This window comes from Actinomadura formosensis NBRC 14204 (assembly GCF_001552155.1).
GTDB lineage: Bacteria > Actinomycetota > Actinomycetes > Streptosporangiales > Streptosporangiaceae > Spirillospora > Spirillospora formosensis.
Genome location: NZ_BCQQ01000022.1, coordinates 40490 through 66375, shown reverse-complemented (window position 1 = coordinate 66375; position 25886 = coordinate 40490). Strand labels below are relative to the sequence as shown.

General features: G+C 71.2%; 23 protein-coding genes. 13 read left to right on the top strand and 10 right to left on the bottom strand.

What is annotated here, in order from left to right; genetic code table 11:
• Nucleotides 1-537, bottom strand: a 537-nt coding sequence (locus AF1_RS08505; RefSeq protein ID WP_084262598.1) for a M15 family metallopeptidase domain-containing protein, incomplete at its 3' end; no start/stop codon positions are given.
• Between the two features lie 163 nt (nucleotides 538-700).
• Between AF1_RS08505 and AF1_RS08500 the strand changes: the two genes are divergently transcribed.
• Complete coding sequence (locus tag AF1_RS08500) at nucleotides 701-1120, top strand: hypothetical protein (RefSeq protein ID WP_067794705.1); 420 nt, start codon at nucleotides 701-703, stop codon at nucleotides 1118-1120.
• Here AF1_RS08500 and AF1_RS08495 read toward each other — a convergent pair whose 3' ends face one another.
• Nucleotides 1121-1582 (bottom strand): MarR family winged helix-turn-helix transcriptional regulator, encoded by a 462-nt coding sequence (locus AF1_RS08495; protein ID WP_067794702.1) that lies wholly within the window; start codon nucleotides 1580-1582, stop codon nucleotides 1121-1123. It abuts the gene before it with no gap.
• Nucleotides 1583-1749: 167 nt separating this feature from the next.
• Between AF1_RS08495 and AF1_RS08490 the strand changes: the two genes are divergently transcribed.
• Together AF1_RS08490 and AF1_RS08485 are read left to right on the top strand one after the other, a co-directional pair.
• Nucleotides 1750-2757 (top strand): pirin family protein, encoded by a 1008-nt coding sequence (locus tag AF1_RS08490; protein ID WP_067794699.1) that lies wholly within the window; start codon nucleotides 1750-1752, stop codon nucleotides 2755-2757.
• A 351-nt stretch (nucleotides 2758-3108) separates the two neighbouring features.
• Nucleotides 3109-4302, top strand: coding sequence for an ATP-binding protein (locus tag AF1_RS08485; RefSeq protein WP_067794696.1), 1194 nt, complete (start codon nucleotides 3109-3111; stop codon nucleotides 4300-4302).
• 123 nt (nucleotides 4303-4425) lie between these two features.
• On the opposite strand, the gene AF1_RS08480 is transcribed toward AF1_RS08485, so the two are convergent.
• Nucleotides 4426-5235 carry a MauE/DoxX family redox-associated membrane protein gene (locus tag AF1_RS08480; protein ID WP_067794693.1) on the bottom strand — a complete coding sequence of 270 codons (810 nt, stop codon included), beginning with the start codon at nucleotides 5233-5235 and terminating at the stop codon, nucleotides 4426-4428.
• Nucleotides 5229-6173 carry a hypothetical protein gene (locus tag AF1_RS08475; protein ID WP_242608557.1) on the bottom strand — a complete coding sequence of 315 codons (945 nt, stop codon included), beginning with the start codon at nucleotides 6171-6173 and terminating at the stop codon, nucleotides 5229-5231. Before AF1_RS08475 ends, AF1_RS08480 begins: the two co-directional genes overlap by 7 nt.
• 262 nt (nucleotides 6174-6435) lie before the next feature.
• On the opposite strand from AF1_RS08475, the gene AF1_RS08470 reads away from it, so the two are divergent.
• The 6 genes from AF1_RS08470 to AF1_RS08445 all read left to right on the top strand — a co-directional run bounded on the left by AF1_RS08470 (nucleotide 6436) and on the right by AF1_RS08445 (nucleotide 12121).
• The gene (locus AF1_RS08470) at nucleotides 6436-6915 is read left to right on the top strand and encodes a SigE family RNA polymerase sigma factor (RefSeq protein WP_067794689.1); all 480 of its coding nucleotides are present in this window, start codon (nucleotides 6436-6438) and stop codon (nucleotides 6913-6915) included.
• A 73-nt stretch (nucleotides 6916-6988) separates the two neighbouring features.
• Entirely contained in the window at nucleotides 6989-8611 is a 1623-nt protein-coding gene (locus AF1_RS08465; protein WP_067794686.1) for a long-chain fatty acid--CoA ligase, read from the top strand.
• 189 nt (nucleotides 8612-8800) lie between these two features.
• Entirely contained in the window at nucleotides 8801-10390 is a 1590-nt protein-coding gene (locus AF1_RS08460; RefSeq protein WP_067794683.1) for an RNA polymerase sigma factor, read from the top strand.
• 106 nt (nucleotides 10391-10496) lie between these two features.
• A complete protein-coding gene (locus AF1_RS08455) occupies nucleotides 10497-10676 on the top strand; it encodes a hypothetical protein (protein WP_067794681.1) in 180 nt (59 codons plus the stop codon).
• 8 nt (nucleotides 10677-10684) lie between these two features.
• Nucleotides 10685-11473 carry an SAM-dependent methyltransferase gene (locus AF1_RS08450; RefSeq protein WP_067794678.1) on the top strand — a complete coding sequence of 263 codons (789 nt, stop codon included), beginning with the start codon at nucleotides 10685-10687 and terminating at the stop codon, nucleotides 11471-11473.
• An 81-nt stretch (nucleotides 11474-11554) separates the two neighbouring features.
• On the top strand, nucleotides 11555-12121 hold the full coding sequence (locus AF1_RS08445) for an HU family DNA-binding protein (RefSeq protein WP_067794675.1): 567 nt from the start codon (nucleotides 11555-11557) through the stop codon (nucleotides 12119-12121).
• Nucleotides 12122-12127: 6 nt separating this feature from the next.
• Here AF1_RS08445 and AF1_RS08440 read toward each other — a convergent pair whose 3' ends face one another.
• From AF1_RS08440 to AF1_RS08425, 4 genes are all read right to left on the bottom strand, one after another.
• A complete protein-coding gene (locus AF1_RS08440) occupies nucleotides 12128-13360 on the bottom strand; it encodes an acetyl-CoA hydrolase/transferase family protein (protein ID WP_067794673.1) in 1233 nt (410 codons plus the stop codon).
• 34 nt (nucleotides 13361-13394) lie between these two features.
• Nucleotides 13395-13991, bottom strand: coding sequence for a CBS domain-containing protein (locus AF1_RS08435; RefSeq protein ID WP_067794670.1), 597 nt, complete (start codon nucleotides 13989-13991; stop codon nucleotides 13395-13397).
• Between the two features lie 132 nt (nucleotides 13992-14123).
• Entirely contained in the window at nucleotides 14124-14975 is an 852-nt protein-coding gene (locus tag AF1_RS08430) for a DUF72 domain-containing protein (protein ID WP_067794726.1), read from the bottom strand.
• A gap of 262 nt (nucleotides 14976-15237) precedes the next feature.
• Nucleotides 15238-16818 (bottom strand): alpha/beta hydrolase, encoded by a 1581-nt coding sequence (locus AF1_RS08425; protein ID WP_207393902.1) that lies wholly within the window; start codon nucleotides 16816-16818, stop codon nucleotides 15238-15240.
• Between the two features lie 267 nt (nucleotides 16819-17085).
• Between AF1_RS08425 and AF1_RS08420 the strand changes: the two genes are divergently transcribed.
• Both AF1_RS08420 and AF1_RS08415 read left to right on the top strand, forming a co-directional pair.
• Entirely contained in the window at nucleotides 17086-19608 is a 2523-nt protein-coding gene (locus AF1_RS08420; RefSeq protein ID WP_242608556.1) for a collagenase, read from the top strand.
• Nucleotides 19609-19949: 341 nt separating this feature from the next.
• The gene (locus tag AF1_RS08415) at nucleotides 19950-20591 is read left to right on the top strand and encodes a bifunctional 4-hydroxy-2-oxoglutarate aldolase/2-dehydro-3-deoxy-phosphogluconate aldolase (RefSeq protein ID WP_067794668.1); all 642 of its coding nucleotides are present in this window, start codon (nucleotides 19950-19952) and stop codon (nucleotides 20589-20591) included.
• Nucleotides 20592-20600: 9 nt separating this feature from the next.
• On the opposite strand, the gene AF1_RS08410 is transcribed toward AF1_RS08415, so the two are convergent.
• Nucleotides 20601-21446, bottom strand: coding sequence for an SAM-dependent methyltransferase (locus AF1_RS08410; RefSeq protein WP_242608555.1), 846 nt, complete (start codon nucleotides 21444-21446; stop codon nucleotides 20601-20603).
• 163 nt (nucleotides 21447-21609) lie between these two features.
• Between AF1_RS08410 and AF1_RS08405 the strand changes: the two genes are divergently transcribed.
• Entirely contained in the window at nucleotides 21610-24219 is a 2610-nt protein-coding gene (locus tag AF1_RS08405; protein ID WP_067794662.1) for a DUF4132 domain-containing protein, read from the top strand.
• A gap of 81 nt (nucleotides 24220-24300) precedes the next feature.
• Here the strand turns inward: AF1_RS08405 and AF1_RS08400 are convergent, their stop codons facing one another.
• Entirely contained in the window at nucleotides 24301-24507 is a 207-nt protein-coding gene (locus AF1_RS08400) for a ferredoxin (protein ID WP_207393901.1), read from the bottom strand.
• 99 nt (nucleotides 24508-24606) lie between these two features.
• Here AF1_RS08400 and AF1_RS08395 point away from each other — a divergent pair, with 99 nt between their 5' ends.
• Nucleotides 24607-25836 carry a cytochrome P450 gene (locus AF1_RS08395; protein WP_067794659.1) on the top strand — a complete coding sequence of 410 codons (1230 nt, stop codon included), beginning with the start codon at nucleotides 24607-24609 and terminating at the stop codon, nucleotides 25834-25836.
• Nucleotides 25837-25886: the final 50 nt, after the last annotated feature.

The window sequence follows — 25886 nt, the reverse complement described above, 5'->3', positions numbered from 1 at the left end:
GATGTCGATGGCGAGGCCGTACGCGTGCTGGGAGAACGAGCTGGAGCCGGTTGCGTTGCGGCAGTTGAACGCGGAGGTGTTGTTCGCCTCGATCGAGTCGAAGTCGCTGCCGCCGTACTTGTCGACCGGCTCCATGCGCTCGATCGGGTAGCGCATGGCGTACAGCTTCTTGAAGACGGAGACGAGGTCCTCGGCCGCCTTGGCGTTGACGACGAGCCGCCCGCCCGTGTGCGGTTCGTCGTCCATGCCCCAGTAGGTCATCTCGATCATCCGCAGCCCGGACGGCGCCACGGGGCAGCCCTTCCGCCAGGACGACCTGAGGTCGCCGGCGGTCACCTTCTTGATCTTGGCCTGGAAGCCCCGCTCGGTCGGGGACGCCGACGGCGACACGGCCGTGCCGGACGCGGTGGGCGGCGTCGCGGGCGGCGACGACTCGCCCGAGTCGTTCGAGCCGCGGCCACATCCGGACGCGGCGATCGGCACCGTCAGCAGGACGGCGAGCAAAGTCGCGGTGGAAATCGGGCCTCTACCTGGCATCTTTGCAGCATACGCAGGCCAGGAGGGCTACGCGCCGCACCGGTGATTCGCTACCGTGCGTTTGAAGGCGCGCCCGCCGGAAAGGGGCCGGGACGGACGGGCCGTGGATCTCGTTCAATCGCCGGGCATGTCGCCCGGCGTCGTCCGGTCCCAGGGAGCGGGGATGTCGAAAGCTCAGGAGAGCGACCTCCCAAGCCTCGAAGACGAGATCTTCGCAGTGGCGCACAACGTGGAGGTCGAGCAGGGGGCGGCGCAGCCGCTGCTGCCGGCGGACAAGGCGCAGGTCCTTGTCGAGCGCGCACGGGCGTTCCTCGGCCGGGACGTGAAGGCGCTGGCGGCGGGCATCGGCCTGTTCGTGTTCGTGGACGCGGTGATGATGTGGGCGCCGCTGATGATGAGCCGCCGCCCGAGCCTGATGCCGCAGTTCGTCACGCTTCTGCTGCTGGCGTTCGGGCTCGGTGGCCTGCTCATCTGGAAGGTCGGCGGCCGGTGGCGGATGTTCGGCGTCGGCATGATGCTGGCGTGGGGGTTCCTGACGCTGGTATCCGTCGGGTTCCTGACCGGGGTGACCGCTCCGCTGTAGTCAGTTCACCGAGCCGATCCGCTTCAGGATGAGGGTGAAGGCGCGGCCGATCGCTTCGAGGTCCTCGGGCGCGATGATGTCGATGAAGAACGTCCGCACGGTCTCGACGTGGTCGCGGGCCGCGCGGTCGAGCGCGTCGAACCCCTCGTCGGTGAGGTGGGCGTAGACGCCGCGCTTGTCGTTGGGGCAGTTGTCCCGCTTCACCAGGCCCTTGGACTCCAGGCGGGCGCAGGTGTGCGACAGGCGGCTACGCGACTGGCTGGCGTTCTCGGCGAGTTCCGCCATCCGCAGCCGCCGCTCGGGCGCCTCGGACAGCCGGACGAGGATCTCGTACTCCGCCGCCGACAGGCCGTGCTTGGCCTTGAGGTCGCGGTCCATGATCTCGGTGAGCCGGACGCTGCCGTCCACGTATGCCCGCCAATCGCGCTGCTGGGCGGCGTCGAGCCAGCGAGGTTCGCTCATATCGGGAAGTATAGAACATATGTTGAAGATTCAACTAGTCTCGGCTACCTTCACGCTAGCAGGACCCGCCGACGGCTCCGTCCGCGGAAATAGTTGAAGCATCAACTATGTTCTTGTGTGCAGTGCACCGCCCGGCCGGGACGGGCACCCGAACGAGGAGGGAACCCATGCCTGCCGTGATGGCCGACCCGCTGACCCTGCCCCGCCTTCCGCTGCTGCCGGAGGCCGACACCGACTGGCGCCGCGTCGCCAGGGTCGTGACCGCCAAGCGTCACCTCGAAGGCGAGGGATTCCAGGTCAGGCGCCCGTTCCCGGGCATCGACCTGTCCCTCGCCGACCCGTTCCTGCTCCTCGACCACATGGGAGCGGTCGAGTACGCACCGGGCGAGGCCAAGGGAACCCCGTGGCACCCGCACCGGGGATTCGAGACCGTCACCTACATCATCGACGGAGCGTTCCAGCACCGGGACACGACCGGCGGCGGTGGCCTCATCTCCGACGGCGCCACCCAGTGGATGACGGCCGCGTCCGGCATCCAGCACATCGAGCAGCCGCCGCCCGAACTGGTCGCCAAGGGCGGCCTCTTCCACGGCGTCCAGCTCTGGGTCAACCTGCCGCGCGCCCAGAAGTGGGTTCCGCCGCGCTACCAGGACATCGGGGCCCGCGACGTCAAGCTGCTCGCCGCCGACGACGGCTCGTCCCTCGTCCGCGTCATCGCGGGGTCGGTCGCCGGATACGACGGTCCCGGCGTCACCTACACGCCGATCAACTACCTGCACGCGACGGTCGCGCCCGGCGCCCGGCTCACGCTGCCCTGGCCGCGCGACTTCAACGCGATGGTCTACGTCCTCTCCGGCCGCGGGACGGCCGGCGTGGAAGAGATCGGGCTGGACGAGGGGCAACTGGCGGTCTTCGCGGGCTCCCACCACAGGGGCACGGGAGACGGCCTGGTCGTCCGCGCCGCCGACACCCAGCCTCTCGCCAGCGCGAACGGCTGGGAGATCCTGATCCTCGGCGGCCTGCCGATCCGCGAGCCGATCGCCCGCTACGGCCCGTTCGTCATGAACACCCGCGACGAGATCCTCCAGGCATTCGAGGACTTCCAGGCCGGACGCATGGGCACGGTCCCGGCCGAACAGGTCCCCCACCACACCGAAGCCGACGAACAACTCTGACGACCGACGTGAAGGGGACCCCTGGACCGAGGCATGTCCGGGGGTCCGTCCCGCGCGCCGCGCCGGGGTTTCGTCGTCGGGGGCTGCGGCCCCTCCGCATCGTCGGGCGGGGATGTGCGGTTCCGGGTGACGGGAGGCCGGGGGTGCGCTAGTGTGTTCGAATAGTCGAACAGAGGTTCGACGGGTTGTTCGGACGCGCTCGCCCGGGGAGGCGACATGGTGGCGACGGTGGCCACGAGGGGGCCGGAGGCCCCGGCGCGCTGCGGGCGGCGGCGGGAGCACGCGACACGCCATGCCGATTTCTACGCAAATCTACGGCCGCAGCTATATCGCCTCATAGAGTCCGCAAGCGTGGACCCCGTGCGCAACCCCTATGCCCCCGGCGCCGGGCAGCGCCCCCCAGAGCTGGCCGGCCGCGACCGTGAGCTCAAGCAGTTCGAGGTGGTGCTCGAACGCGTGGCGCGCGGCCGTCCCGAGCGCAGCATGATCGTGACCGGGCTGCGCGGGGTGGGCAAGACCGTGCTGCTCAACGCGTTCCGGTCGATGGCGATCCAGCGGCTGTGGGGGACGGGGAAGATCGAGGCCCGGCCCGACCAGTCGATCCGGCGGCCGATCGCCTCGGCGCTGCACCGGGCCGTCCGGGAGCTGGCGCCCCGGCACCGCGCGCCCGACCGCATCGAGGAGTTCCTCGGCGTGCTGAAGGCGTTCGCGCAGTCGGGGCCGGAGCCGTCCGGGAAGGGCAGGGCGCGGGCGCACCGCTGGCAGCCCGGTATCGACGTGCCCGCCGCGCGGGGGCGTGCGGATTCCGGTGATCTGGAGATCGACCTCACCGAGTTGTTCGTGGACGCGGCTTCCGTGGCCACGGACGTCGGGGCCGGCATCGCCCTGTTCGTGGACGAGATGCAGGACATCCCGGCCGACGACGTGTCGGCGCTGTGCGCCGCGTGCCACGAGCTGTCGCAGGTGGGCGGGCCGCTGATCGTGGTGGGGGCGGGGCTGCCGCATCTGCCGGCCGTCCTGTCCGCCGGCAAGTCGTACTCCGAGCGGCTCTTCCGGTACGCCCGCATCGACCGGCTCGATCGGGAGGCGACCGACTTCGCGCTGCTGGCGCCGGCCGAGCGGGAGGACGTCACGTTCACCGAGGAGGCCCTCGACGCGCTGTACGGCGCGGCCGACGGCTACCCCTACTTCGTCCAGGCGTACGCCAAGGTCGTCTGGGACGTCGCCCCCGACACCCCGATCACCGTCGACGACATCAGGGTCGCCGCCCCGGAGGCGGAGAGCGAACTCGCGGTCGGCTTCTTCGGCAGCCGTTACGAGCGCGCCACCCCCGCCGAGCGCGACTACATGCGCGCCATGGCCGTGCTCGGCGACGATCCGGTGCCCACGGCGTCGGTCGCGGACGAGCTGGGCCGCAAGCCGTCCAGCCTGTCGCCCGCCCGCGACGGGCTCATCAAGAAGGGCCTCATCTACAGCGCCGAACGCGGCATGGTCGCGTTCACCGTCCCGCACTTCGGCAGGTTCCTCCGCTCGCAACCCTCCTGACCGGTCCGGCTCTATCGGGTTCTCTAGCGTCGATGCTAGAGGGCGGTAGAAAGCTGCATCGAGCCGTGCCGTCCGGTGAATATTCGGCTATCTAGCGTTCGGTGTAGATGGTCGTAGAAAGGGCTAGACGGGCGCAGAGACGACGACCGCCGCCCGGACGGGCCGGTCGTGCGCGGCGGTCGACACCGCGAACACGATCTCCGCGTCCCGTCCGTCCACCCGGGCGGGGTAGACCACGAACCGCCAGCAGCCCTCCCGCCACACGTCCAGCGGGACGGCGCTCGCGATGAGGTTCTCGTGCTCGGCCCAGGCCGCGCTGCGGTGGAGTGTCGCGTACGTTTCCGCGATGGGGCTGCGCCGCCGCTCGCACGGGGGGTCGGCGGACGCTCTGCACCGCTCCAGCAGTTCCGACAGCTCCGGGGACAGCGCCGCGAACAGCGCCAGTTCCACCGTGAAGACGAGCCCGACCTGGACCTGCACGTCCCGCAGCACGTCCACGCCCGTGAGCGGCGCGCCGAGCGAGGCCACCCCCGCGCCCGTGAACAGCACGGCCCGCAGCACGCTGCGCCGGCCGACCCGCTTGGCGCTGAGGCCGCCGAAACAGCCGCAACCGGCGTCCGGCCGGCGGACCCGCAGCTCACCGACCACCCACGCCGCCGCCGCGAACGCCATCGTCGTCGCGAGCCGCACCGACAGATGCGAGGTCACCAGCAGCGCCAGCCCGAGGACGCCCTCGCCGAGCCCGAGCCCGACCGTCATCCCCCGGTTGCGGCGCAGCGCCGTCAGCCGCGCGAGCCCGGCGGGCACCGGCACGCCGTGCACGTGGTCGGGCGCGCCCGCCGCCTGCTCGCGGACCGTCAGTTTCGCCAGGCACGCGGCCAGCAGCACCGCCGCGAGCAGCAGCACCTGGGTGTTCTGGAACGCCGTCACCATGGCCCCTCCACCCGGACGGCCGCGTTGAAGCAGCCGGCCTCCAGATCGCCGCCGAGCCCCGCGAACACGGCGGGGGTCAGCTCGACGATCCGCCCGCGCGGGGACGCGGCGCAGTCCACGCACCGGTCGCAGAACCGGGCCGCCGTGCAGCCGCACTCGACCACCGGCACGGTCGCGGCGCGCCCGCCGCACTCGTTGTGCACGGTGACCTCGCTTCCCACCGACAGGTACGGGAACGGCACGCAGCCGGACGGGGCGTCCGCGCATCCCCCGGCGGCCCCCTCGGAGTCGACCGCGGGGTAGGCCGCCCCGGCCGGCGCCTCACCGCCGGCGTCCCCGAACCAGGTCGCCGTCCCGCGCAGCACCCCGGGCACGGGTGCGGTCACCTCCGGCGCGGCGAGGTCATCGGCCCGGTAGCCGGGCTGGGACGTGCCGGGGCGCACCGCCCGCGGCCCGTCCGGGGAGCCGACGCAGATCACGTCGATCAGGTATCCGGGCTCCATGCGCGGATGCCGGACCAGCACCCGCTGCAGGACGTCCGGGGGGATCACCACGTGGGCGCGCCCGCGGTGGGGGCCCATGTCCACCTCCGCGGCGTCCTTCCCGCACGCGAGGATCGTGCCGGCGACACGTTCGATCCCGACCCAGATCCGCTCGACGGCCGGGCCGTCCTTCCCGGGCCGGGCGATCACCGGCCGGCCCGGCCGGAGCGCGGCGAGGTTCCCGCGCCCGCCGTGCCAGACCTTCGTGGCCCCGCTCATCGCGAGGCGGATCTCCGTACCGCCCGCGTTCAGCATCAGCAGGTGCGGACTGGCGTCCAGGACGACCCCGCTCACCACCCGCAGCGGGCGGCCCGCCCCCGCGAAACCGGCCCCGGACCCCGCCCCGAACACGGCCGCGCGACGGTGGCGGCGCAGGTCACAGTGTGTGGACGGCATCGCGGCACCTCGACATCGATCACTCTGGCGGTTGGCATGGAGACGCTGCGTTAAGAGTCACGTCCTTGACCTTGGCTGTCGACGGTTTTGTCGCGATAAGTCGACACGCGGTGGATGTCTCATCCACCTCGGCAGAGGATTATGAACTGGTTGACCCGGATATGTAGTTTTTGAAGGACCGTAATTACGATCCTTCTGCGATCGTCGACCATACCCGGGAGCGGCCGGACGGCGGCTCCCCGACCCCTGGTCCGGTGATGATGTGAACGCGACTCGGCATGAGGAGTTCCGCGCGTACGTGGCGGAACGCAGGCCCGTGCTGCTGCGTGCCGCCACCCGGCTGACCAGTGACCGTGCCGAGGCCGAGGACCTTCTCCAGGCCGCTCTTGCCAAGACCTACCTTGCCTGGGACCGCATCGAGGACCGCTCCTCCGTCGACGGCTACGTCCGCCGCGCCATGGTCAATACCCAGATCTCCTGGTGGCGCCGCCGTAAACTCGACGTCTACCCCACCGATCGGCTCCCCGACCGTCCCGTCGAGGACCACGCCGACCGCAGCGAGATGCACGACGCCCTCGGCCGCGCCCTCGACCGCCTCCCGGAACGCCAGCGCCTCGCCGTCATGCTCCGCTACTACGAGGACATGTCCGAACGTGAGGTGGCCGAAGTCCTGGGCGTCAGCGTGGGCACCGTGAAATCCACCGTCTCGCGGGCCATGGCCCGCCTCCGCGAGCTGTACTAGTTCGGGGGCTCGTCACCCTGGGACAACACTGCAAGAATCCGGTTCTGGAATCAGCTTCGAGCTGGAGGCGCTCATGCGGAGCACCATGCAGGATTTCCCGCTGACGATTACCACGATCATGCGCTACGGCGCGGAGGTCTTCGGCGACGCCGGGGTCTCCACCTGGACGGGGGACGGGGTTCGGCGCCGGAGCTACGCGGAGGTCGGTGAGCGCGCCGCCCGGCTGGCGGGGGCGCTGCGCGGCCTCGGAGTGGACGGAGACCAGCGCGTCGCCACGTTCATGTGGAACAACGGCGAGCACCTGGAGGCGTACCTCGCGGTCCCGTCGATGGGTGCGGTGCTGCACACGCTCAACCTGCGGCTCTTCCCCGACCAGCTCGTCTACATCGCGAACCACGCCGAGGACCGGGTCGTCATCGTCGACGGGTCGCTGATCCCGCTGCTGGCGCCGGTGCTGCCGCGGTTCGAGACCGTCCGGCACGTGATCGTCGTGGGCGCGGGGGACACCGCCCCGCTGGAGGGCGCGGGCAAGGAACTGCACGCGTACGAGGAACTGCTCGCCGCGGCGCCCGCGAGCTTCGCGTGGCCGGAACTCGACGAGCGGTCGGCCGCCGCGATGTGCTACACGAGCGGGACGACCGGGAACCCCAAGGGCGTCGTGTACTCGCACCGGTCCGCGTACCTGCATTCGATGGCGGCGTGCACGGGCAACGCGATCGGGATCAGCGCGTCCGACATCGTCCTGCCGGTGGTGCCGATGTTCCACGCGAACGCGTGGGGGCTGCCCTACGCGGCGGTCATGGCGGGCGCCTCGCTGGTCATGCCGGACCGGTTCCTGCAGGCGGAGCCGCTCGTCCGGCTGATCGAGACGGAGCGCCCGACGGTCGCGGGGGCGGTGCCGACGATCTGGTCGGACGTCCTGCGCCACGCCAAGGAGCACGGGTCGGACCTCCGTTCGCTGCGGCTGGTGCCGTGCGGCGGGTCGGCGGTGCCGGAGTCGCTGATGCGCGGGTTCGACGAGCTCGGTGTCCGGATCGTCCAGGCATGGGGGATGACGGAGACGTCGCCGGTCGCGACCGTGGCGCATCCGCCGGTACGGGCGGAGGGCGCGGACGCGTGGCGGGCGCGGATCAGCCAGGGCCGCGTCCTCGCCGGCCTGGAGATGCGGATCGTCGGCGACGGCGACCGGGTGCTGGCAAGCGACGGGGAGGCCGTCGGCGAGGTCGAGATCCGCGGGCCGTGGATCACCGGCGCGTACCACCGCGACGAGGACCCCGGGAAGTTCCACGACGGCTGGCTGCGCACCGGCGACGTGGGAACGCTCTCGCCGGACGGCTACCTCGTGCTCACCGACCGGGCGAAGGACGTCATCAAGTCGGGTGGCGAGTGGATCTCCTCGGTGGAACTGGAGAACCACCTGATGGCGCATCCCGACATCGTGGAGGCGGCCGTCGTCGGCGTCCCCGACGAGCGGTGGCAGGAGCGTCCGCTCGCCTCGGTCGTGCTGCGGGAGGGGGCGGCCGTCACGGCGGCGGAGCTGAAGGAGTTCCTCGCCGGACGGATCCCGAAGTGGCAGCTCCCCGAGCGCTGGTCGTTCATCACCGAGGTCCCGAAGACCAGTGTCGGCAAGTTCGACAAGAAGGTGCTGCGGCGCCGCTATGCGGACGGTGATCTGGAGGTTCGGCGGGCCGACTGACGCGGCGCCGGGCCACTCCGCCGGCCCGTCCCGACACCGGGTGGGTCGATAACTTACCCCAGCGTTACCTTCATGGTGATTTCGGGCGATGGTGTGGTGCGGATGAGGTTCGCGGGTGTATGCAAGGTGGGCTGATCGTCCGGATGACCCCGTGGGGGCGGCCCCCTCACACCGCTGCCGGGAGCGTGCATGCCCAGGCTGTCCACCTCCGCACACTCAGCCGACCGCAAACTGGTCAAGGGGCTGAATGAAGGCGACGAGGCCGCCCTTGCCGCGCTCTACGACGAGTACGCCGAGCGCCTCTACGACTACGCAATGTCGATGACGGGGGACGAGAAGGTCGCCGCCGACATCGTCCATGACACGTTCATCGACGCCTGCCGCCGCGCCCCCCGGATGCGCGACCCCCTGCATCTGGGCTCCTGGGTGTACGGGGCGGCCCGGCGCCGCTGCGTCCGGCGGGGGCGCGCGAAGGTCCTGTTCTGGGACCGGGGCGCCGAGTTCTCCGATGCACCGTTCCCGGACCACGCCGAGACCGACGACGCCGGGCTCGACTGGCCGCCTTCGGACGAGCTGCACCGGCTCCTCCGCGGCGCCCTCTCCCGGCTGGAGCCCGTCGACCAGGAGGTGATGCTCCTGGCGTTCCGGCACGGGCTGCGTCCCGCCCGGCTCGGGGCGACGCTCGGCCTGTCGCCGCGGCGGGCCGTGACGCGCGTGCGCAGGGGACGCGCCCAGCTGGAGGCCGCGCTCCTGGAGGAGATCCAGCGCGCCGAGAAGGCGTGCGCCGCCGGGCGCGAGGGAACCGCGGCGGTCACCCGGCCGGCCGCGAGCGCCCCGGCCGGGGCGGAGGGCACCGGGCCTCGTCCGGGCAGGGGGGCGTTGCGGGTGCTGCATCGCCGGGCCGACGACTCCCCCACCGACCCGGCGGCCGAACGGCACGTCGCCGGCTGTGCCGGCTGCCTGCGCCGCCGCCGGGTGACGTCCGCCGCGCTGCTGCGCCGGGCGCCCGCGCCCGTGCTGCCGGCCGCGCTGCGGCACCGTGTCATGCACACCGCCACCGACCCCGAACTGGCCGGATACCGGGTCGACATCGCCGCGCGGGGCGGCTCGCTCACCCCGTCCGGGCTGCCCAGCCAGCCGGACGTCCCGTCGCCGTTCACCCGCCGGTGGCTGTTCACCGGGGGAGGCATGGTGGGTGCGCTGGTCTCCGCCCTCATCGCGACGTTGGTGATGGGGCCCGGCGGCGGCACGCTGTCGTGGCCGCCGTTCCGCACGCGTCCACAGCCGTCGATCACGCACGACGCGCCGGGGGGCGGCCCGGGGCATGGCAGGCCGTCGTCGCCGGGGCCCGACGGCGGCGGCGGACCTCAGGGCCGTCCCGCACCGCCGCTCGCCAGCCCGCAGACCGAGCAGAAGGACCCGCAGCAGCCCAAGGACCCGTCGCAGACGCCGTCGCCGCCGTCGCCGTCGCCCGATACGCCCGCCGAGCCGGGCGTCCTCGTGGTGCACCCCGTGAAGGTCGAGATGCACGGCACCAAGACCGCGCAGGTGAAGCTCGCCGCGCGGAGCGGGCCGGTGTCGTGGACGGCGGTGACGTCGACGAACCAGCTTGTCCTGTCGGACATGCAGGGCGGGATGTCGGAGGGCACCACGATGCGGGTGACACTGACCCTCCGCACGGCGCTCATCGGCCTGCCCGGCCAGGGCACGCTGACGTTCACCGACTCCGAGGGCGCGACCCGTCAGGTGACGGTCGTCTGGGGCGCCACGCTGCTGTGACGGCTCAGCCGGCGGCCCGCCCGCCGGGCGCGCCGGTTCGACCTCTCCAGGGCCTCGGCAGGGTCAAGCCCTGTCTTCTGCGCCGCCCCGCCGCTGACTCGCGACATTGGCCGAGGGTGCCATTTATGATGCCAGCGGCAAGGGCGATCAGCGCGATTTCGGCAAGGCCGCCGCCATCGGCGGGCGCAGCGAGGTACCGGGGCTGACCTGCGGGAATCCGGCGGCGAGGCCGGGGGCGGACGTCGCCGAAATGCGGCTGAAATCCAAGGGTTTCATCGGCGGATAGGGCGAGTGATGGACGAGATCGACACGAGCGTCCCGCATTCGGCGCGGGTCTGGAACTACTGGCTGGGCGGGAAGGACAACTATCCCGTCGACCGGGAGGCGGGGGAGCAGTACCGGCAGGTCTTCCCCTCGATCGTCGAGGTCGCCCGCGCGGCCCGGCACTTCCTCGCCCGTTCCGTCCGGTATCTGGCGGGCGAGGTCGGCATCCGCCAGTTCCTCGACGTCGGAACCGGGCTGCCGACGGTCGACAACACCCACGAGATCGCCCAGCGGGTGGCGCCCGAATGCCGGATCGTCTACGTCGACAACGATCCGCTGGTGCTGGCGCACGCCCGCGCGCTGCTCACCAGCGCCCCCGAAGGCGCGACGGACTACATCGACGCCGACATGCGCGACCCCGCGGCGATCATCCGGGCCGCGGCGCGGACGCTCGATCTGTCCCGGCCCGTCGCGCTGACCATGATCGGCGTGCTCGGGCACGTCCAGGAGTACGAGGAGGCGCGGTCGATCGTGCGCCGCCTGATGGACGCCCTGCCGCCCGGCAGCCATCTCGCGCTCGCCGACAGCGTCTCGGCCGGCGAGGACCACATCCGGGCGCACGACCGCTACAAGGAGACCGGCGCCGTCCCCTACCTGCTGCGTTCGGCGGAGGAGATCGCCGGGTTCTTCGACGGCCTCGATCTCGTCGAACCCGGCCTCGTGCCGATCGTCCGGTGGCGTCCCGAACCGACCCCGTTCGACGCCCCGGCCACCGCCCGGGTCGGCACCCTCGGCGGTGTCGCCCGGAAAACACCCTGACCAGGGCGTGGATCGCCGGGACCGGAGCGCCGTGCGGCATTAGGCTGGCCGCACATACCGCCCTAGCGAAGGACATGGCGCATGAACCGCAGTGAACTGGTCAGGGTCGTGGCGGAACGCGCGGGAAGCGACGAGACCGCCGCTCGCCGGCATGTGGACGCCGTGTTCGACACCGTGATGGAGCGGGTGTCCGCCGGGGAGCGTGTCATCGTGACCGGATTCGGGACGTTCGACCGGCTCGCCCGTCCGGCCCGCAGCGCCCGCAACCCGCGCACCGGCCTGCCGGTCGAGGTTCCCGCCGCGCAGGTGCCGCGGTTCCGGTCCGGGCAGACGTTCCGGAACCGCGTCGCCGCGAGCGACTCCGCCCCGGCCTCCGCGCCGGCCGTGGAGCCCGCCGCCCCGGCCGTGGAGGCCGCCGCCGAACCGGCGACGGCGGTGACCGTGCCGGTCGAGCCGCCCGCCCCGAAGAAGCCGAAGGGCGGCAAGGGCGGCAAGAAGGCCAAGAAGCCGTCGGGCAAGGCCAAGGCGGTCGCCTCCCCGCCCGCCAAGGACACCAAGAGCGCCAAGGACACCAAGGACGCGAAGAGCCCGAAGGGCGGGAAGAAGAGGGCGGGGAAGGCGAAGGCCCGCGTCAAGGCCGGCAAGTGACCCGGCTCACCGCAGCGGGAACCCGAGCTCCCGTCCCTGCTCGCGCAGCTCGTCGCGGGCGGACGGGTGCGCCACCCGGTCCACGATCTGCTGGGCCTGCGTCACCGCGTCGCGCCCCCAGATCGTGGCCGTGCCCTGCTCGCTCACGATGAAGCTGTGCTGGAACGAGGTGACCGGCCCGGCCAGCCGCGGGATGACCGTGGACACGTCCGCCCGCGGATGCCAGGACGGCAGCGCGATGATCGCCCGGCCGCCGGCCGAGTGCAGCGCGCCCACCACGAAGTCGGTCTGCCCGCCGAACCCCGAGTAGATCGCCCCGCGCACCCGGCTGGCGTTGGCCTGCGCGAACAGGTCGACCTGGAGCGCGGAGTTCACCGACACCAGCCGGGGCCGGCGCGCGATCAGGCTCGGGTCGTTGGTCTTCTCGGTGCGCAGCATCCGGACGCGCTGGTTGCCGTCCGCCCAGTCGTACAGCTCCGTGCTGCCGAACGCGAACGAGGCGGTGATCGGCGTGTCCGGGTCGAGCGCCCCGGCCTTCTCCAGCGCGAGGACGCCGTCGCTGAACATCTCCGACCAGATCCCGATGCCCCGCCGGTCGAGGAGCGAGGCGAGCACGGCGTCCGGGACGGCGCCGATGCCGAGTTGCAGCGTCGCCCGCTCGGGGACGAGCCGCGCCACCCGTCCCCCGATCTCGCGGGCGACGTCGCCGGGTGGCCGCGGCACCGGGCAGGCGAGCGGCTCGTCGGACTCGATCGCGTAGTCGATCTCGTCCATCGTCATCACGGCGTCGCCGTAGGTGTGCGGCATCCGCGGGTTGAGCTGGGCGATCACCAGCCCGCCCCGGGCGCGTACCGCCTCGACGGCGGCGGGCAGGATGTTGACCTCGACGCCGAGGGAGACCGTCCCGTTGCGCGGAGCCGACGTCTGCATGATCACGACGTCGGGCGGCAGCGACCCCTTCAGCAGGTTCGGGACGAGCGACAGCCGCGACGGGAAGTAGCGCAGGTTCGCCCGCCCCCGCATGCCCGCCCCGACGAACGGGGTCTCCAGCTCCACGCCGTCGCGCTCGGGCAGGTCGCCCTGGGCGTTGAGCATGAACAGCCGGTACTCGGCGGCGGCCGCGTCCAGCACGGCGAGGGCGCGCCACGGGGTGGCGAAGTTGCCGCCGGCCACGACCCGCGGCCGGCCGGGCAGGTCCGCCAGCACCGTGGCGAGGTGGGACTCGGATATGACGCGCATCAGGAACGCCCCCGGTTGGTCGGCATGGTGGTCCTCATCCTTGGATCGAGACGTGGGTGACGCCGGGGACGGTCCGGGCGAGGACGTCGGCGATCCGGCGCGCCTGATCGCCGGCGACGCCGCGCAGTTCGACGGCGCCGTCCCGCACCGAGACGTCCCAGGTGCGCCCGTCCGGCCCGTACTCCTCGATCGCGGCCAGCACGTCGTCGCGGATGCGGGCGTCGCCGCGGGTGAGGATCGCGATGAGGTCGCGGCGGCTGACGATGCCGACGATCTCCGAGCCCGCCAGCACCGGAACGCTCTTGATCCGCGTCCGCATCATCGTGTCGGCGAGCGTGGCGACGTCGCCGTTGGGACGCGCGGTCTCCACCTCGCGGGTCATGACCTCCTCGACCAGGCGCGGCGGCGGGCTGTCGGTCGTCGCGACCGGCCGGGCGAAGGCGCGCGGATCCCGCTCGAACACCCCGCGCAGCAGGTCCATCTCGCTGACGATGCCGGCCAGCCGCCCCGCCGCGTCCACGACGGGCAGCGCGGTGATGTCGTGCTCGTGCAGGACGCGGATCGCCTGGCGGACCGTGGCCGTCCGCGGGATCGTGACGACGGGCGAGGTCATCGCCTCCCGGACCAGCATGGCGTGTTCTCCTTCCGGCGAGGACGCCGTTCACCTACCCGAGCAGGACATTTCTGACCCCTGCCCGTCCATGATCGCCGAGGGGGCGGTGAAAGCCCAGGGCCGAACGTCCTGGTCCCGGCCCGCCGGCGGCTAGAACAGCGTGGGCGGCTCCGCCGGCACCGGCTCCGGCAGCGGCTCGACCTGCGGCGCCAGCGCTCTCACCTCGTCGTGGAAGCGGCGGGCGAGCGGGAGGGCGTCCGCGTTGTCGGGGGTGTGGACGAACACGGTCGGTGAGCGGCCCTCGCGCACCCACCCGGCGACCCGCTCCACCCAGAACCGCCAGCCCTGGACGGTGCGCTCGGTGTCGTCCCGCCCCAGATAGCGGACGATCGGACGCTCGGTGAGGGCGGCCGACCGGCGTGGCACGCGCGGCTTCTTCGTCCACGCGTCCCGTTCGGCGTCACTGGTCGGCGGGCTCTGGAAGAACGCGGTGGTGTCGAACGGGACCCATTCGGCGCCGACCCGGCCGAGCACCCGCTCCAGGTCCCGCGCGCATCCGGCGTCCTCGAAGAACGCGGGATGGCGCACCTCGACGGCATACCTGTGCGCGGTGGGGAGCCGGCGCAGGAACGCGGCCAGCGTCCCGAGGTCCCCGGGGCCGAACGACCCCGGCAGCTGCACCCAGAGCGCGTGCGTCCGCGACTCCAGCGGCTCGATCGCCCAGAGGAACGACCGGAGTTCCTCGCCGGCCCCGGCGAGCCGCCGCTCATGCGTGACCGTCTTCGGCAGCTTGACGACGAACCGGAAGTCGGGCGAGGTCTGCTCCGCCCACGACTCGACCGCGCTCCGCGCGGGTGTCGCGTAGAACGTCGTGTTGCCCTCCACCGCGTCGCACCAGCTCGCGTAGGCGCGCAGCCGTTCCCCCGGTGGCAGCGACGGTGGCAGGAACCGTCCCTGCCACCGCGTGTGCGCCCACATCGCGCACCCCACATGAACCCGCATGCCGCCCGACGCTACCGGCACCGCGGCGCGGCCGCCGCGGCCGGACCACCGGCGGGCGCCGCCCGCCCCGTTGGCCGGTGTCGGCCGCCCCCGTTGGCCGGTGTCGGCCGCGCCGCCGGGATCCGCGGCCGGAAACGGCGCGGGCGCCGCCATCGCGGTGCCGCCGGTCGCGGTCGTGTACCGCGTCCGTGCGGGCCGCCGATGACGGCGCCCGGCCCTCGCCCGCTACGTAGCCCGGGCGATCACAGGGGGAGCAGCCGCGTCAGGTGCGGAACTGGCGCGGAACGTTCCCGGTCACCGAGGTGGCCTTGATCGCGGGAGCGGGGGCGACCCAGACCGGGTCGGGGTCGGGGTTCTTCTCGCAGGTACGGTCGATGAGGCCGCGGTTGGCGGGCACCTTCCCGTCCCGGAGGTAGTCGACCAGGAGGTCGTCCAGGCACTGGTTGCCGGAGAAGGTGATGGCGTGGCTGCCGCCGCCCCTCTCCACGACGAGGCTGGCGCTCGGCATGGCGCGTGCCATGTCCAGGCCGCCCTCGTACGGGGTCGCCGGGTCGTCGGTCGCCTGGAAGAGCAGCACCGGAGGCAGCCCCTTCCCGGTGATCTTGGTGCGGTGCCCCGCCTTGACCGGCCAGTACAGGCAGGGGGCGTTGAACCACATGTTGTTGTAGGTGTAGAAGGGCGCCTTCTCGTTGACCTTGGCCTGGTCCTTCTGCCAGTACCGGAAGTTGCGCGGCCACTTGCTGTCGCTGCACATCACGGAGTTGTACAGATCGAACGAGTCGTCGGACGGGTCCGGCGCCGCGTACCGGTTGTAGGCCGTGACGAGCGGGGCCGTGTCACCCGAGTTGGTGTAGGCCGACAGCACGGTGGCCAGCCTCGGCCAACGCAGGATGTTGTAGCCGCCGGCGACCTGGGTGTCGTCGAACTCGTCCGGGCCGATGGTGCCGACGGGGTTCGCGCGCAGCTTGGCGCGCATCGCGTACCACTTCGCCTCGATGTCGTCCGCGTCGGTGCCGAGGTGGTACACGTTGTCGGCCTTGGCGACCCACTCGGTGAACGCCTTGAACCGCTTCTCGTGCTGGAGGTCCTGCTGGACGTTGTGGTCGTACCAGGAGATCGACGGCCCGACGATGCTGTCCAGGACGAACCGGCGGACGCGGTTGGGGTACAGCTGGGTGTAGGTCGAGCCAAGCGTGGTCCCGTACGACCAGCCGAAGAAGTTGATCTTCTTCGCGCCGAGGGCCTGCCGGATGCTCTCCATGTCCTGGACGTGGTCGACGGTCGACAGGTGCGGCAGCAGCCAGGAGTACTTCTCGGTGCAGCTCTTAACGTACCCGGCCGTCTTCTTGAGCCAGGTGTTCGTGGTGCCCTGGCTGGGCTGGAAGTCGGGGCGGGGCCCCACGAAGTAGTTCGGGTCGCAGGCCATGTGCGGCTCGCTGCCCTGGGAGCCGCGCAGGTCGAAGCCGATCCAGTCGTAGGCGGCGGCGACGTCGGGCGGCAGCTGCGACGGGATCCAGGACGCCATCCACAGCCCGCTGATGCCCGGACCGCCGGGGTTGAGCAGGATCGGCCCCTGCTGCTTCTCCTTCGGCGCGGTGGCGGGCAGCCGGTTCACCGCGATCTTGACGGTGCGCCCGTCCGGGTGGGCGTGGTCGAGCGGCACCTCCAGCATCGCGCACTGCAGCGTCGGGTAGTCGGGATCGCCGCAGGACTTCCAGTCCAGCACCGGCTTCTTCACCGGTGCGGCGCCGGCCGGTGGCGGGCCGGCCAGTGCCGTAGCGGTCAGGACGGCTCCGCACGCGGCAATCGCGGCGCCAGCACGTCTCTTGCTCGGGAGTCTCACAGATACCTCCTGAAGGGGGGACGTGCAATTGCAGTGTGAAATTTCAGCCATTGTCAAGGGTGAGAGGTCCATAACCCAGATCGATGGGACCTGATATGACCACGGCGCGAATCCACTCCGCACACTGCGGGCGCACGCTTTCCTTCGACCCTCCGGGAGTTGGACCCCCGGAGCCCCTGCGAACCCATCCGGTACCTGCCGGATGACCCCCGGAGGAAATCCCCCGTGAGTAACAGACGCAGATCAGCCCGATGCCTGGTGGCGTCGGTGGCGGTCGCTCTCGGCGCGGCCGTCATGGCCGCGCCCGCCGCCGACGCCGCTCCGAAGCCCCCGCCCATCAGCGCGCGGCTCGGCGGTGACGATGCCAAGCACGTCCAGAAGACCCCGCTCCAGGCCAAGGACCGCCCGCCGCTGGCCGCCAACAAGGACGCGCTGAAGACCGACCTGGACCTGCCTCGCAAGCCGGCGAAGCACCAGCGTCCGTCCATGAAGAACGTCACGAAGAAGGGCGCGAAGGGCGCGACCGCCACCACCAAGGCGGCCGCCACGTGCAGCGCGAGCGACTTCACCAGCCGCTCCGGTAGCGCCCTTGTTCAGCAGATCAAGGCGTCGACGACCGACTGCATCAACTCGCTGTTCAGCCTGACCGGCACGGACGCCTACTACGCGTTCCGCGAGTCGCAGATGACGAGCGTCGCGTACGGGCTGCGCGACAACGGGCTCTACTACACCGGTGACAACACCGGCGGCACCGCCCAGCTCGTGCTGTACCTGCGCGCCGGTTACTACGTCCACTGGTACAACTCCTCCACCGTGGGGACCTACGGCCCGTCGCTGAAGGCCGCGATCCAGTCCGGCCTGGACGCCTTCTTCGGCAACGCCAAGTCGTCGACGGTCAGTGACGCCAACGGCGAGGTCCTCGCCGAGGCGGTCACGCTGATCGACAGCGCCGAGGAGAACGCCCGCTACATCTACGTGATCAAGCGGCTCCTGACCGGCTACAACAGCTCCTACGACGCGTCCTGGTGGATGCTCAACGCGGTCAACAACGTCTACACGGTGCTGTTCCGCGGCCACCAGGTGCCGGAGTTCGTCACCGCGGTCCAGTCGGACCCGAGCGTCCTCACCACGCTCAACAACTTCGCCACCAGCCACCTTTCGCTGCTCAGCACCGACCGCAGCTACCTGGCGTCCAACGCCGGACGTGAGCTGGCCCGGTTCCTCCAGCACACCGCACTCCAGAGCACGGTCAGGCCCCAGGCCAAGGGCCTGCTCGGCCAGAGCGCCATCACCGGCCCGACCGCCCCGCTGTGGGTCGGTGTCGCCGAGATGACCGACTCCTACGACAAGGCGAACTGCACGTACTACGACACGTGCAACCTTTCGCAGCGGCTCGCGGCGAGCGTCCTGACGATCAACTACACCTGCAGCTCCAGCATCAAGATCCGGGCGCAGGACATGACCTCGTCGGAGCTGCAGCAGAGCTGCGCCAGCCTGACGAACCAGGACGCCTACTTCCACAGCCTCGTGAAGGACGGGAACAGGCCCGTCGCGAACGACAACAACAGCACGATCGAGGTCTGCGTCTTCAACTCCAGCACCGACTACCAGACGTACGCCGGTGCGATGTTCGGCATCGACACCAACAACGGTGGCATGTACCTGGAGGGCGACCCCGCCGCGGCCGGCAACCAGCCGAGGTTCATCGCCTACGAGGCCGAGTGGGTGCGTCCCACCTTCCAGATCTGGAACCTCAACCACGAGTACACGCACTACCTCGATGGCCGGTTCGACATGTACGGAGACTTCAACTCCAACGTCACCACGCCGACCATCTGGTGGATCGAAGGATTCGCCGAGTACGTCTCCTACTCCTACCGCCAGGTGGTCAACGACTCGGCGATCGCGCAGGCCGCCAACAGGACCTACGCGCTCAGCACCCTGTTCGACACCACCTACAGCCACGACACGACCCGCATCTACTACTGGGGCTACCTGGCGGTGCGGTACATGTTCGAGAAGCACCCGAACGACATCGCCACGGTGCTCGGCTACTACCGGAGCGGTAACTGGAACGCCGCCCGTACGTTCCTGACCAGCACGATCGGCAGCCGCTACGACAGCGACTGGTGGACCTGGCTCGCCGCGTGCGCGTCGGGTGCCTGCGCCGGCGGTGGCGGCGGTGGCGGCAACCAGGCGCCGTCCGCCCGGTTCACCTACTCCGCGAACGGTCTCGGGGTCTCCTTCACCGACCAGTCCACCGACAGCGACGGCACGATCGCTTCCCGCCGCTGGGACTTCGGTGACGGCGCCACCTCGACGGCGGCGAACCCGTCCCACACCTTCGGGGCCGACGGCACCTACACCGTCTCCCTCACGGTGACCGACAACGGCGGTGCCACCGGCACCACGTCCCAGCAGGTCGCCGTGGCCGCCGGTGGCGGCGGCGGAGGCGGCGGCACCGAGTGCACCGGCACCGACGCCCGCCAGCTCGACCGGAACTGCAAGCGCAGCAACCTGTCGGGTGCCCAGGGCGACCTGTACTACATGTACCTGTACGTCCCGTCGGGCGTCAGCTCGCTGACCATCACCTCGTCCGGTGGGACGGGTGACGCCGACATGTACTACAACGGCAGCACGTGGGCCACTGAGACCAGCTACACCAAGCGGTCCATCAACGCCGGCAACAACGAGTCCATCACGGTCGCCAGCCCGGCCGCCGGCTACCACTACATCACCCTCTACGGAAAGAACGCCTTCAGCGGGGTCACGGTGCAGACTCAGTTCTGAGCTCTGACTCGTAGCTGAAACCCCAATCGGGGCCGGACCGCACAATGGTCCGGCCCCGAGCCTTTTCTGTATGGCGAGCCTTTCCGGTCGTATTTAAGCCCGGCGTGCGGCGATTTTCTTGATCACCAAATGGCGAGGCTCTAATAAGAGGTTCACCGGCGGCCGGTTCTCGCCGCAAAACCCGCATGACACGCGCGTGCCCGAGTACGCCGCGAGCCTTGAGCGGCTCGCCGAACTGAAATGGGTCCGGCTCACGGGGTACGGGATGGACGACCGTGGAGCGGACGGGCCGCCGCCGCGCCCCGGCGACCTGATCCGCACGTACCTCTGGGAGGACGACCATGAGTCCCCGCTTGGCGCCGGGAGACGCGCTCACGGCGACCGGAGTCGTCGCGGTCGTGCACGGCACCCGCCCCGGCCGCGTCCCCGCCGTCCTGGACACCCTCGTCGCGGCCGGCGTCCGCTGCCTGGAGATCACGCTGAACGCCCCGGGCGCGCCGGACGCGCTGCGCGCCGCCCGGGACCGGCTGCCCGCCGGTGTCGAACTCGGCGCCGGAACGGTCCGGACGGCCGCCGAGGCGTCCGCCGCCGTGGCCGCGGGCGCGTCGTTCCTCGGCGCCGCCGACACCCGCGAGGAGGTCGCGGCGGTGGCGCGCGAGCACGGCATCGCCTACTACCCGGGCGCCCTCACCCCGACCGAGGTCGCCCGTGCCTGGGATCTCGGCGCCACCGCCGTCAAGGTGTTCCCGGCCCGCGTGTTCGGGCCGCGGTACCTGCGCGACCTCCGCGCCCCGTTCCGGGACGTCCTCCTGCTGCCGGCGGGCGGCATCGGGCCCGACGACGCCGCCGGCTACATCGCGGCGGGCGCCCTCGCGGTCGGCGCCGGCGGCTCGCTGCTCGGCGACGCCCTCGACGGCGGCTCCCTGGTCGAACTGGCGGACCGGGCGGGGCGCCTCCTCGCCGCCGTCGCGGCCGCCCGATGACCGCCCTCGTCACGGTTTGCGGAGGACACCGCCGTATTCGCACATGTCCCGCCCCATCCTGGAGGCGCCGACGAACTGGGCCAGTTCGTCGGGGACGGGCGGCAGCGGCGGCTGGTCGGGATCGGGCCGCCAGTGCAGGAGGTTCACCAGACCCGGCTCGACCGGCTCCAGACCGTTCTCCAGGAGCGCGTGGACCTGTTCGCGGGTGCGGTTCTGCCAGGGGATGCCGGCGGCGCTCATCCGGGCCTCCAGGTCGGCGGCCCGGTCGGGGTCGGAGCAGACGATCTGGGAGAACGCCAGGTGGCTGCCGGGCGCGGCACGGTCCATGACGTTGTGCAGGATGCCGCGCGGATCGTCGGCGTCGGTCAGGTGGTGTCCGACCGACAGGAAGAGCACCGCGAGCGGTTCGTCGAAGTCGATCAGCCGCCGCACGTCGGGGTGGGCCAGCAGGGCCTCCTGGTCGCGGAAGTCGGCGTTGATCACGATGGTGGAGCCGTCCCCCGCCAGCAGCGCGCGGCCGTAGGCCAGCACGATGGGGTCGATGTCGACGTAGACGACGCGGGCATCGGGGGTGAACCGCTGGGCGACCTGGTGGACGTTGTTGTTGGTGGGCAGCCCGCAGCCCATGTCCAGGAACTGGCGGATCCCGGCCTCGGTCGCCAGGTAGCGCACGGCCCGGTACAGGAACAGCCGGTTCTGCCGGCTGATGTCGATCGACTCCGGGAAGGCGGGCGCCGTCTTCAACGCGAAGTCACGGTCGACCTGGTAGTTGTCCTTGCCGCCCAGCGCCCATCCGTACACCCGCGCCGAGGCGGGGATGTCGTCGCGGATCATTGGTTCACGGTCGTCGGTCACCCTGCGCTCCCCTTGTGAAATTGTCCGATGTGCCCACGGTAGCGACCGATCCCACGGCCGGCACCGCTATCAGCGGACAGGGCCGGACCACCCGCGGCGTCCTCAACCGGCCGACTACCACGGGTAACGGAAATGTCGGCCGGGCTCGCTAGCTTGCAGGGCCATGGTCAAGAGAGTGAACATTCCGGTCGAGTGGCGTGAGCACTTCCATCCGAGGCACGGCGGCATCCCGGGGCCGAGGCCCGTTCTGGACGAGGACGCTGCGCGGAGGGCGCGCGACTGGGCGCGCGTGGCACGCCCGATCGCCGAGGAGATGCTGGAGCACGAGCGCACCGTCCCGGAACTCGGCAAGGCCGTCCGGGCATGGCTGGACGGCGAGCCCGACCCGGCGGGCGCGGCGGCCGCCGCCGCGGTGGCGGTGAAGTACCTGGAGGACGTCGACGGCGCGGCCTTCCTGGACGCCTGGGTACTGGACCACGGGCTCGCCTTCGCCGCCTGCGCGGTCACCGAGGTGTCCTCCATCGAACTCGGCCCGGTGCCGCGGCCGATGACCTCCGACTCCGGCGGTGTCGTCTGGCTCGTCTCCTACGCCCACGACGACCCGCCCAGGGGATGGCGCGGCGAGATCCGGCGTGCGATCTGCGACGACCACGTCGCCGCGGGCCGGTGGATCGCCGGGGACACGGTGGTCAAGCGGCTCCGCACGCTGCTGGCGGCGGCTCCCGACGCCGAATACCGCGACGCCGTCGCGCGTCTGGCGGCACACCGCGGCGACGCCTGGAGGCGCTGCACGGCCTCCTATCTCGTCCCGACCGAGAGGGCCTGGACGGACGAGTCCCTCGACGACCCCTCCGGCCTGAGCGTCCTCGACCACGAACACGTGCTCTGCTCGCTGTCCAGGGCCGCGCACGTCAACCGGATCGGCTGGATACCGGTGACCCCCGCCGTGATCGGGACGCTGCTCGACGGGCTGGGCTCGGATGCTTTCCCGCTGCTCGGCAGGGCACTCGGGTACCCCTACGACGACGCCGATGAGACGCGTCCGATCGTGGTGCGGGCCCTCCTGGAGATCGCCGACGAGGAAATCTTCCCCGTCCTGCTCGACCACATGGGTGAAAAGGGGGTGCCCGCCGCCTTGCAGGAGGCGGCCGAACGGTATCCGGAGCTTGCGCTCCGGGTGCTGGCGCCGCTGGCCGACAACGGCACGACCCGCGGCCTGCAAGCGGCCGGGCTGCTGCGCGGGCTGCTGTACACCGAGCCCGGCCTGGCCGAGGCGCCGCCCTCGGGGGCCGTCGAGGCGCTGCTGCCGCGACCGGCGGTCCCCGACGGCGGCGACCTGCCCGGCGTGCTCGCGGGCAAGCCCGCCCACAGCGCGAAGGTGGACTGGGCCGACCCGGCGCTGCTTCCGCGGATCCTCACCCGCGGCCGCGACCGCGCACTGCCCGTGAACGCGACCAGGTGCCTGCTGAACCTGCTCGCCAAGAAGGCCCCCGATGTCATGGCCGTCCGCGAGTTCTGCGACCGGCACTCGCTGGCCGAGTTCTCCTGGGCGCTGTTCCAGCGCTGGTATGCGGTCGGCGCGCCCACCCGGCACAACTGGGCGCTGGCGCAGCTCGGCCTGATCGGCGACGACACGACGGTGCGGCGGCTCAGCCCGCTGATCAAAATCTGGCCCGGCGAAGGCGCCGGCAGCCGGGCCGCCGCCGCACTGGACGTCCTCGCCCAGATCGGCTCCGACGTCGCCCTCACCCACCTGTTCGAGCTGACCCGGCGGGGCAGGTACAAGGGGCTCAAAGCCAAGGCGACCCGGAAGATCGACGAGATCGCCGCCGCGCGCGGCATCACCCCGGACGCCCTGGCCGACCGCGCCGTCCCGGACTTCGGCCTGGACGCCCAGGGCGCCCTCGTCCTGGACTACGGCCCGCGCCGGTTCACCGTGACCTTCGACCGGCAGCTCGTCCCGCTGGTCGTGGAGCCGAACGGCAAAGTCCGCAAGAGCGCGCCCAAGCCCGGCCCCAAGGACGATCCGGCCCTCGCCCCGGCCGCGCACGCCCTGTTCACCGGCCTCAAGAAGGACCTGCGGACGATCGCCGACCAGGAGATCAAGCGCCTCGAAAAGGCCATGACCACCCGGCGGAGCTGGACGCCGGACGACTTCCGCACCCTGTTCGTCGCCCACCCGCTGATGGGGCACATCGTCCGCCGGCTGGTGTGGATCACCGATGGCGGTACCGCCTTCCGCGTCGCCGAGGACCGCACCTGCGCCGACGTCGACGGCGCCCCGTTCACCCCGGCGCCGGACGCCCGCATCGGCATCGCCCACCCGATCCTGCTGGACGACCTCGACGCCTGGGCGGAACTGTTCGCCGGCTACGAGATCCTCCAGCCGTTCGCGCAGCTCGGACGGCCCGTCTACCGGCTCACGGCCGACGAGCGCGCCGCGCACCGGCTCGCCCGGGTAGAGGGCCTGGTGCTGTCCTACGGCAAGGCCAAGGGTCATTCCCAGGGACGCTGGGAGTCCGTGGACGCGGCCGGCGAGTTCGCGGGCGGCTGGCTCGCCCGGCGCGACCCCGCGGGCCTGTACGTCGTGGCTGGCCTGAGCCCCGGCCTCTCCTACTACATGTACGGCGAGGGCGAGGACCAGAAGATCAATGTTCTGTGGGCGGGCCCCGCCCCGGCCCATGCCCCGAAGGACTCGGTGCCGCTCGGCGAGATCGATCCGGTCACCATGAGCGAGGCCGTCCACGACCTCGTCCACAGCGCGTCCACCTGAACCGCCTGCAAAGGCCGTGAACGACGCCCGGCCGGCCGCAGGGCGAAGAACCCGAGACCGTCATCCAGACCAGGGACGCGCTCAGGGCCCCGAGAGAAGGCGAAGAGCCCTGGTCGGGCAGGCGTCGACGGCCTCCGTGACCTCGTCCTCCCGGTCCGGAGCCACGACCTCCTCGATCAGGGTCACGGCGCCGTTCTCCACCTTGAAGTGGGTCGGCGCGATGTGTTCGCAGAGCCCGGACCCCATGCATACGCGGGGGTCAGCTCCGACACGCTGCATCTGACTCATCCGCCTCTCCGGTCGATGGACGGCGGGCCACGGACTCTTGACGACCCAATGTGACCCTCATTACGTTGATTACAGTAACACTATTTACGGAGGGCGCAGATGTCCGTCGCCGCACCAACCGTCCCGATCGAGGACCCGCACTTCTACCTCGACGACCCGTGGCCCACGTTCGAGTGGATGCGGAGAGAGCAGCCCTTCTACTACTACGAGCCCCTGGACACGTTCGTCCTCACCCGGCACGCCGACATCCACGCCGTGACCCGCCGCCCGTCGGAGTTCGTCAGCTCCAGGGGCCTGTTCCTGAACGACGTGAAGTACCAGGCCCAGGCCGGCGGCGAGCTGCTGACCGACAGCTTCTTCCCCAAGGGCGGCGAGCAGGTCGGCACCACCGACCCGCCCCGGCACCAGGAGCTTCGCCGCGTCATCGCCCCCGCGTTCTCGGCCCGCGCACTGGAACGGATGCGGGGCACGCTCACCGAGGTCGTCCGCGACCTGGTCCGCGGGATCGGATCCGGCGAGGTGGTCGACTGGATCCCCAGCGCGAGCGTGGTCCCGATCATCGCCGCGACGCACCTGATCGGACTCCCCGACACCGACGTCAAGCGGGTCCAGCACTGGAGCGACGAGCTGGAGAAGCTCGGCGCCGACCTCACGTTCGACGAGCTCCGCGCCGCGGCGACCGAGTTCCAGAGCCTCCAGCGGTACATCATCGAGAGCATCGAGGCCAAGAAGCAGAATCCCGGTGGCGAGGACCTGCTCACCGTCCTGCTAGAGGCGGAGCTGGACCAGAAGAAGGTCTCCGAGGCCAACGTCGTCATGTTCGCCATGACCATGATGGCGGCCGGGAGCGACACGACCCGCGCGCTGCTCGCCGGGCTGGTCCATCAACTGGCCCAGCACCCCGACCAGTGGCAGAAGCTCCGCGATGACCGGTCGCTGGTCCCTCTCGCGATCGAGGAGACACTTCGCTGGGTCACTCCCGCGCGCGCGTTCCTGCGTACAGCTGTCGCGGACACCGAGCTCAACGGTCAGCTCATCCGGGAAGGTCAGCACGTCTACCTGATGTACATGGCCGCCAACCGTGACGAGGCGGTCTTCCCCGATCCGTACCGCTTCGACGTCAGCCGGGCCGAAAGCGTCAAGCACCTCAGTTTCTCGGCCGGAGCGCACGTGTGCGCGGGGTCGCGACTCGTCCGCCTTGAGGCACCGATCGTGCTCAATGCGCTGCTGGACGAGTTCACGCGCATCGAGCTCGCCGCGCCGGCCACTCCGGTGATCCACATCATCCGCAACAGCTGGACGGCGATGCCGGTGCGATTCCACCGCTGATCTCGCCCCGTCCCCGCTGTGGCCGGGCGCGGAGCGAATCACGCCGTGGC

Bases quoted from the DNA above. Each gene is read 5' to 3' on its own strand.
- AF1_RS08500 (WP_067794705.1), top strand. From the start codon at position 701: ATGTCGAAAGCTCAGGAGAGCGACCTCCCAAGCCTCGAAGACGAGATC.
- AF1_RS08495 (WP_067794702.1), bottom strand. From the start codon at position 1,582: ATGAGCGAACCTCGCTGGCTCGACGCCGCCCAGCAGCGCGATTGGCGG.
- AF1_RS08490 (WP_067794699.1), top strand. From the start codon at position 1,750: ATGCCTGCCGTGATGGCCGACCCGCTGACCCTGCCCCGCCTTCCGCTG.
- AF1_RS08480 (WP_067794693.1), bottom strand. From the start codon at position 5,235: ATGGTGACGGCGTTCCAGAACACCCAGGTGCTGCTGCTCGCGGCGGTG.
- AF1_RS08475 (WP_242608557.1), bottom strand. From the start codon at position 6,173: ATGCCGTCCACACACTGTGACCTGCGCCGCCACCGTCGCGCGGCCGTG.
- AF1_RS08465 (WP_067794686.1), top strand. From the start codon at position 6,989: ATGCGGAGCACCATGCAGGATTTCCCGCTGACGATTACCACGATCATG.
- AF1_RS08460 (WP_067794683.1), top strand. From the start codon at position 8,801: ATGCCCAGGCTGTCCACCTCCGCACACTCAGCCGACCGCAAACTGGTC.
- AF1_RS08450 (WP_067794678.1), top strand. From the start codon at position 10,685: ATGGACGAGATCGACACGAGCGTCCCGCATTCGGCGCGGGTCTGGAAC.
- AF1_RS08445 (WP_067794675.1), top strand. From the start codon at position 11,555: ATGAACCGCAGTGAACTGGTCAGGGTCGTGGCGGAACGCGCGGGAAGC.
- AF1_RS08440 (WP_067794673.1), bottom strand. From the start codon at position 13,360: ATGCGCGTCATATCCGAGTCCCACCTCGCCACGGTGCTGGCGGACCTG.
- AF1_RS08435 (WP_067794670.1), bottom strand. From the start codon at position 13,991: ATGCTGGTCCGGGAGGCGATGACCTCGCCCGTCGTCACGATCCCGCGG.
- AF1_RS08430 (WP_067794726.1), bottom strand. From the start codon at position 14,975: ATGCGGGTTCATGTGGGGTGCGCGATGTGGGCGCACACGCGGTGGCAG.
- AF1_RS08415 (WP_067794668.1), top strand. From the start codon at position 19,950: ATGAGTCCCCGCTTGGCGCCGGGAGACGCGCTCACGGCGACCGGAGTC.
- AF1_RS08405 (WP_067794662.1), top strand. From the start codon at position 21,610: ATGGTCAAGAGAGTGAACATTCCGGTCGAGTGGCGTGAGCACTTCCAT.
- AF1_RS08400 (WP_207393901.1), bottom strand. From the start codon at position 24,507: ATGAGTCAGATGCAGCGTGTCGGAGCTGACCCCCGCGTATGCATGGGG.
- AF1_RS08395 (WP_067794659.1), top strand. From the start codon at position 24,607: ATGTCCGTCGCCGCACCAACCGTCCCGATCGAGGACCCGCACTTCTAC.